Here is a 5,504-nt window from a genome sequence, read left to right as displayed (position 1 = left end):
GCGGGGTGCTGTCGCGCAGCAGCACCGTCCCGCGCACGTGCTCCACGCGCCGCTCCGCCGCGGGGGAGTCCACCAGGTCGAAGGCGCGCGCCCCGATCTGCGCCAGCGGCAGCCGCACCGTCGTCAGCGCCGGGGTGACGTCGCGCAGCGTCGGGATGTCGTCGAACCCGGCCACCGCCGCGTCGCGCGGCACGCGCAGGCCCGCCTCGCGCAGCGCCGCCATCGCCCCCACCGCCATGACGTCGTTGGCGGCCAGCACGCACGGCGGGCGGCCCCCGGCGCGCGGCAGCCCCTCCGGCAGCACCGCGCTCAGCGCCGCGTGCGCCCCGTCGCGGGTGAACGGCCCCGGCAGGTCCAGCAGCGGCGGGCAGCCGCGCGCGGCCAGCGCCTCGCGCACGCCCGTGCTGCGCTCCACGGCGGTGGACACCCCCGGCGGGCCGGGCAGCAGCACGAACTCGCGGTAGCCGGCGTCCACCAGCGCCCCGGCCAGCGCCCCGGCGTCCCCGCGGTTGTCGATGAGCACGGTGTCCACGCCCAGCACGTCCTGCGTCACCGCGGCCACCTGGCCGCCGGAGGCGCGGAAGGCGTCCAGCTCGGCGCGCAGCGCCGCGGTGGAGGTGCCGTCCTGCCAGCGGCTGCCGGCCAGCACCACCGCGCGCACCCGCTGGCGGCGCAGCGCCGCCACGTGGGCGACCTCGGTGACCGGGTCGGCCCCCGTGACGGCCAGCGTGACGATGACGCCGGCCGCGGCGGCGCGCTCCATGACGCCGGAGGCGATGGTGGAGAAGTACGGGTCGGCGATGTCGTGGACCACCAGGCCCACGACGTTGGAGCGCCCGCGCGCCATGGCCTGCGCCTGCGCGTTGGGGGAGTAGTCCAGGTGGGCGGCCGCGGCGAGGACCTTCTCGCGCAGCGCCTCGCCCACCACGCGGGTGCTGCCGTTGAGCACCCGCGAGGCGGTCGCCAGGGACACGCCGGCCTCGCGGGCGACGTCGTGCAGGGTCACCGGCCCCGAGGCCGGCGCCCGTCGCGCCCGTCGCCTGACGCCCTGCTCTGCCCGCAGCTCCTCCGACACGCGGCACATCCTGCCGTGCCGGCGCCTCAGAGGAGGTCGGCGTAGCGCTCCGGGTGGCGGCGCACGTGCAGGCGCACGAACGAGCACGCCGGCAGCACCTTCGCCCCGCGCGCGCGCACGTCCCGCAGCGCGGCGTCCACCAGGGCGCCGGCCAGGCCCTCGTCCCGGTGCTCGGGCACGACCTCGGTGTGCACGAACGCCAGCACCTCGCCGTCACCGGTGCCCTGCGGGACGTAGTCGGCGATCGCGACGAGCTCGCCGTCCAGGCGGCCCTCGTAGCGGTGGGCGGCCTCGTCGTGCGCGACGACCAGCCGCTCGGCGGACGACTGCGCGGGGGGGTGCTCGGGGGTGCTCACGCCCGTGGGAACGTCCCGGGGGCTGACGCGCTTCCCCGCTCCCGGTAGCGTCGAGGACGGACGGATCCTTACAACGTTGGAGGAATCAGTGCCCGCACCTGCGCCCGTGAGCGCCGTCGTCGACCTGGACGTCACCGGCCCCACCATCTCGCCCCACGTCTACGGCCACTTCGCCGAGCACCTCGGCCGCTGCATCTACGACGGCTTCTACGTCGGGGAGGACTCCGAGGTCCCCAACGAGGGCGGCATCCGCCTGGACCTCGTGGAGGCCCTGCGCGCGCTGGACATCCCCAACCTGCGCTGGCCCGGCGGCTGCTTCGCCGACGAGTACCACTGGATGAACGGCATCGGCCCCAAGGAGGGCCGGCCGCGCATGGTGAACACCCACTGGGGCGACGTGGAGGAGAACAACCACTTCGGCACCCACGAGTTCATGGCGCTGTGCGAGCTGCTGGGCGCCGAGCCCTACGTCTCGGGCAACGTCGGCTCGGGCACCGTGCGCGAGATGAGCGAGTGGGTGGAGTACCTCACCCGCCGCGGCGACTCCCCGATGGCGCGCATGCGCCGCGAGAACGGCCGCGAGGACCCGTGGAAGGTGCGCTTCTGGGGCATCGGCAACGAGGCGTGGGGCTGCGGCGGCAACATGACCGCCGAGGAGTTCGCCGCCCAGGCGCGCACGTTCGCCACCTACTGCCGCGACCAGGGCGACAACCGCCTGTACCGCATCGCCGCCGGCGCCAGCGACGACGACTACCGCTGGACCGAGGCGCTGATGAGGACCGTCAGCGGCCTGGGCGGCGCCGGCGCCGACGAGCGCCACGGGCACGCGCCCATCCAGGCCGTCTCGTTCCACTACTACACGGTCACCGGGCCCACGTGGGAGCAGAAGGGCTCGGCGACGGACTTCACCGCCGACGACTACTACCGCACGCTGCTCAAGGCGCAGGGCATGGAGCGCGTCCTGGGCGGTCACGCGCGCGTCATGGACGCCTACGACCCGGACAAGCGCATCGGCCTGGTCTGCGACGAGTGGGGCACCTGGTTCGACGTCGAGCCGGGCACCAACCCCGGTTTCCTGTTCCAGCAGAACACCCTGCGCGACGCGCTCGTGGCCAGCCTGCACTTCGACGTGTTCCACCGCTTCGCCGACCGCCTGGTGATGGCGAACATCGCCCAGACCGTCAACGTGCTGCAGGCGATGGTCCTCACCGACGGCCCCGAGATGGTGCTCACCCCCACCTACCACGTGTTCCGCATGAACCGCCGCCACCAGGGCGCGGCCTCGCTGGCGGTGCACGTGCTGAGCGAGACCCCCGCCCGCGAGGTCGACGGGCAGCAGCTGCGCACCTTCTCCGCCTCCGCCTCCGTGCGCGAGGACGCGGCGCTGCTGTCGCTGACGAACCTGGACACCGAGCAGCCCGTCACCCTCACCGTGGACCTGCGCGGCCGTGCCGTCGGCGAGCCCACCGGCGAGGTCCTCACCGCCGCGGAGCTGTCGGCGCACAACGTGCCCGGCGGCGCGGGCGCCGTCGCACCGCGCCCGTTCGACGGGGCGCGCCTGGAGGGTTCCACCCTCACCGTCGAGCTGCCGCCGCACTCCTTCGCCACCGTGCAGCTGCCGCTGCGCGGCTGAGCACCGCCGGCCGGGGGTCCCGCGCGGGACCACCGGCCGGCACCCTCAGCGGGCGCTCAGCAGCGCGGCCACCTCGTCCCAGGAGGAGACCACCGCCAGCGCCCCGGCCTCGCGCAGCGCCGCGGTGCGCGCCGCGCGCTCGTGCTCGGGCACGAACTGCACCGTGCCGACGGTGCGCACGCCCGCGGCCACCGCCGACAGCGCGCCGTTGATCGAGTCCTCCACCGCGACCGCCTCGTCGGGCGTGATGCCCAGGTCCTGCACCGCGTGCACGTACACCGCCGGGTCCGGCTTGCTGGTGGGGCGCGGCAGGGAGTCCTCCGCGCTGTAGCGGCGCGCGGGCTCGAAGAACCCCGCCAGGCCCGTGACCTCCAGGCACGCGTCCAGCCGGGACGCCGCGCTGGAGGTCACCGCCGCCAGCGCGAACCGCTGCGCCAGGCGCACCAGCGGCCCGTGCACCGCGGGGTCCTCGCGCAGCACCGTGCGCAGGTGCGCGGTGACGACGTCCTTCTCCTGCGCCACCCAGCGCTCCAGGTCCTCGGGCGCCAGGTCCCGCCCGTACCCGCGGGCCAGCTCCTGCGCGGCGGCGCGGAAGTTCTTGCCGTTGGTCATCGCCTGCAGCTCGGCGGGGGAGTACGGACGCTCGGCGCCCAGCTGGGCCAGGAACCGGTTCGTCACGTCCGCCGAGGCGGCGTAGGCCGGTTCCTCGGAGGGGAACAGCGTCCCGTCCGCGTCGCACAGCAGCGTCGTGACCCCCGCGGGGTCGAGGTCGGTGGAGCGGTGGGTCACGCGGCGCCCTCCTGGTCGAGCGTCAGGTACAGCCGGATCACTTCCCGTGGACCCTGCTCCTCCAGGGCCCGCAGCGCCACCTCCAGCGAGGCGGCGAAGTGCTCGTCGCGCGAGAGGCTGTCGAAGACGCGCTCCACGCCCAGCAGCGCCTGGGGGTCCACGTGCCCCTCCTGGGCGCGCTCCACGAGCTCGTCCGACAGCGGGCCCTCCACGGGGATCTGCTCGCCGGCGTAGTCGTAGCCGCGCAGGAACCGCATCCACCCCGCCACCGCCAGCACGAGCAGCTGGTGCGGGCGCCCGCGCTCCAGCGCCGCCCGCAGGGAGGGCAGCACGTAGTTCGGCATCTTCGTCGAGCCCCGCCGGCACAGCCGCAGCAGCTGGTCGCCCATCCGCGGGTTCGACAGGCGTTCCACGAGGGTGCGCTGGTACTCGGCCAGGTCGATGCCGGGCACCGGCGGCAGCAGGGGCACGATCTCGTCGGCCATCAGGTGCACGAGGTAGTCGCGGAAGACGTCGTCGGCCATCAGCTCGTCGATCGTGCGGTACCCGGCCAGGTGGCCCAGGTAGCCCAGCGCGGTGTGGCTGGCGTTGAGCAGGCGCGTCTTCATCGTCTCGTAGGGCGCGACGTCGTCGACGAACTGCACGCCCACCTCCTCCAGCGGCGGGCGCCCGGCGCTGAAGCGGTCCTCCACGACCCACTGGGTGAACGGCTCGGTGATCACCGGCCACCGGTCGTCCACGCCCGTCGAGGCGGCGATCGCGTCGCGCTCCTCCTCGGTCGTGGCGGGGGTGATGCGGTCCACCATGCAGCCGGGGAAGGCCACGTGCTCCTCGACCCAGCCCGCCAGGTTCCCGCCGTGCCGCTCGTCGCGCAGCCGCGCGAAGGAGACCACGGCGGTGCGCGCGGCCTCGCCGTTGTGCGGCATGTTGTCGCAGGACAGCACGGTGAACGGCGCCGTCCCGGCCCCGCGGCGGCGCTCGAGCGCGGCGGTCAGCAGGCCGAAGACGGTGCGGGGCTCGCCCGGGTTCTCCAGGTCCGCGCGCAGCTCGTCGTCGTCGGCGTCGAACCCGCCGCCGTGCGGGTCGACGCGGTACCCGGTGCCGGTGATCGTCAGGGTCACCAGGCGGGTGCGCTCGTCGGCCAGGGCGTCCACCACGGCGCCGGGGTCCTGCGCGGTCAGCAGGTAGCGGGTCATCACGCCGACCACCCGGGCGCGCTCCTCCTGCGGCCCGCGCTCGACGACCGTGTAGAGCAGGTCCTGCGGGCCCAGCGCCTCGCCCATCCGCGGGCTGTGCATCCCGACCCCGACCAGACCCCACTCGCGGTGCCCGCGGCGGGCCAGCTCGTCGAGGTACACGGCCTGGTGGGCGCGGTGGAAGCCGCCGACGCCCAGGTGCACGACGGAGGGCACGAGCGCGTCGCGGTCGTAGCCCGGCACGGACACGCCCGCGGGCAGCTCGTGCAGCGTGGCGTCGGTGAGGGGGACGGGACGGTCGTGGCCGGTCTCCGGCGCAGCGGTCAACACCGCTCCTTCCGCGGGCCCCGCGGTCGCGGGGTGACGAGGGCCCACCTGCTGGAGCACTCGTCCCGTACCCGGTCGCGCTGCGCTCAAACGTCGTGACGTTGCGCGTGGGGCAGGGGGGCGCGGGG

General features: G+C 75.0%; 5 protein-coding genes. 1 reads left to right on the top strand and 4 read right to left on the bottom strand.

The window, feature by feature from the left end:
• Together GTR00_RS13375 and GTR00_RS13370 are read right to left on the bottom strand one after the other, a co-directional pair.
• On the bottom strand, positions 1-1,006 hold a 1,006-nt coding region (locus tag GTR00_RS13375), incomplete at its 3' end, for a LacI family DNA-binding transcriptional regulator (RefSeq protein ID WP_323132456.1).
• 95 nt (positions 1,007-1,101) lie between these two features.
• Entirely contained in the window at positions 1,102-1,431 is a 330-nt protein-coding gene (locus GTR00_RS13370) for a GNAT family N-acetyltransferase (protein ID WP_205705744.1), read from the bottom strand.
• Positions 1,432-1,537: 106 nt separating this feature from the next.
• On the opposite strand from GTR00_RS13370, the gene GTR00_RS13365 reads away from it, so the two are divergent.
• The gene (locus GTR00_RS13365; protein WP_323132455.1) at positions 1,538-3,064 is read left to right on the top strand and encodes an alpha-N-arabinofuranosidase; all 1,527 of its coding nucleotides are present in this window, start codon (positions 1,538-1,540) and stop codon (positions 3,062-3,064) included.
• A 45-nt stretch (positions 3,065-3,109) separates the two neighbouring features.
• On the opposite strand, the gene GTR00_RS13360 is transcribed toward GTR00_RS13365, so the two are convergent.
• On the bottom strand, positions 3,110-3,853 hold the full coding sequence (locus GTR00_RS13360; RefSeq protein WP_166612103.1) for an HAD family hydrolase: 744 nt from the start codon (positions 3,851-3,853) through the stop codon (positions 3,110-3,112).
• Positions 3,850-5,376, bottom strand: a complete 1,527-nt coding sequence (locus GTR00_RS13355; RefSeq protein WP_166612102.1) for a mannitol dehydrogenase family protein — start codon at positions 5,374-5,376, stop codon at positions 3,850-3,852. The genes GTR00_RS13360 and GTR00_RS13355 overlap by 4 nt, the downstream gene beginning before the upstream one ends.
• Positions 5,377-5,504: the final 128 nt, after the last annotated feature.

Source organism: Kineococcus indalonis (assembly GCF_009906395.1).
Lineage (GTDB): Bacteria > Actinomycetota > Actinomycetes > Actinomycetales > Kineococcaceae > Kineococcus > Kineococcus indalonis.
This window is presented reverse-complemented; position numbering and strand designations above follow the sequence as displayed.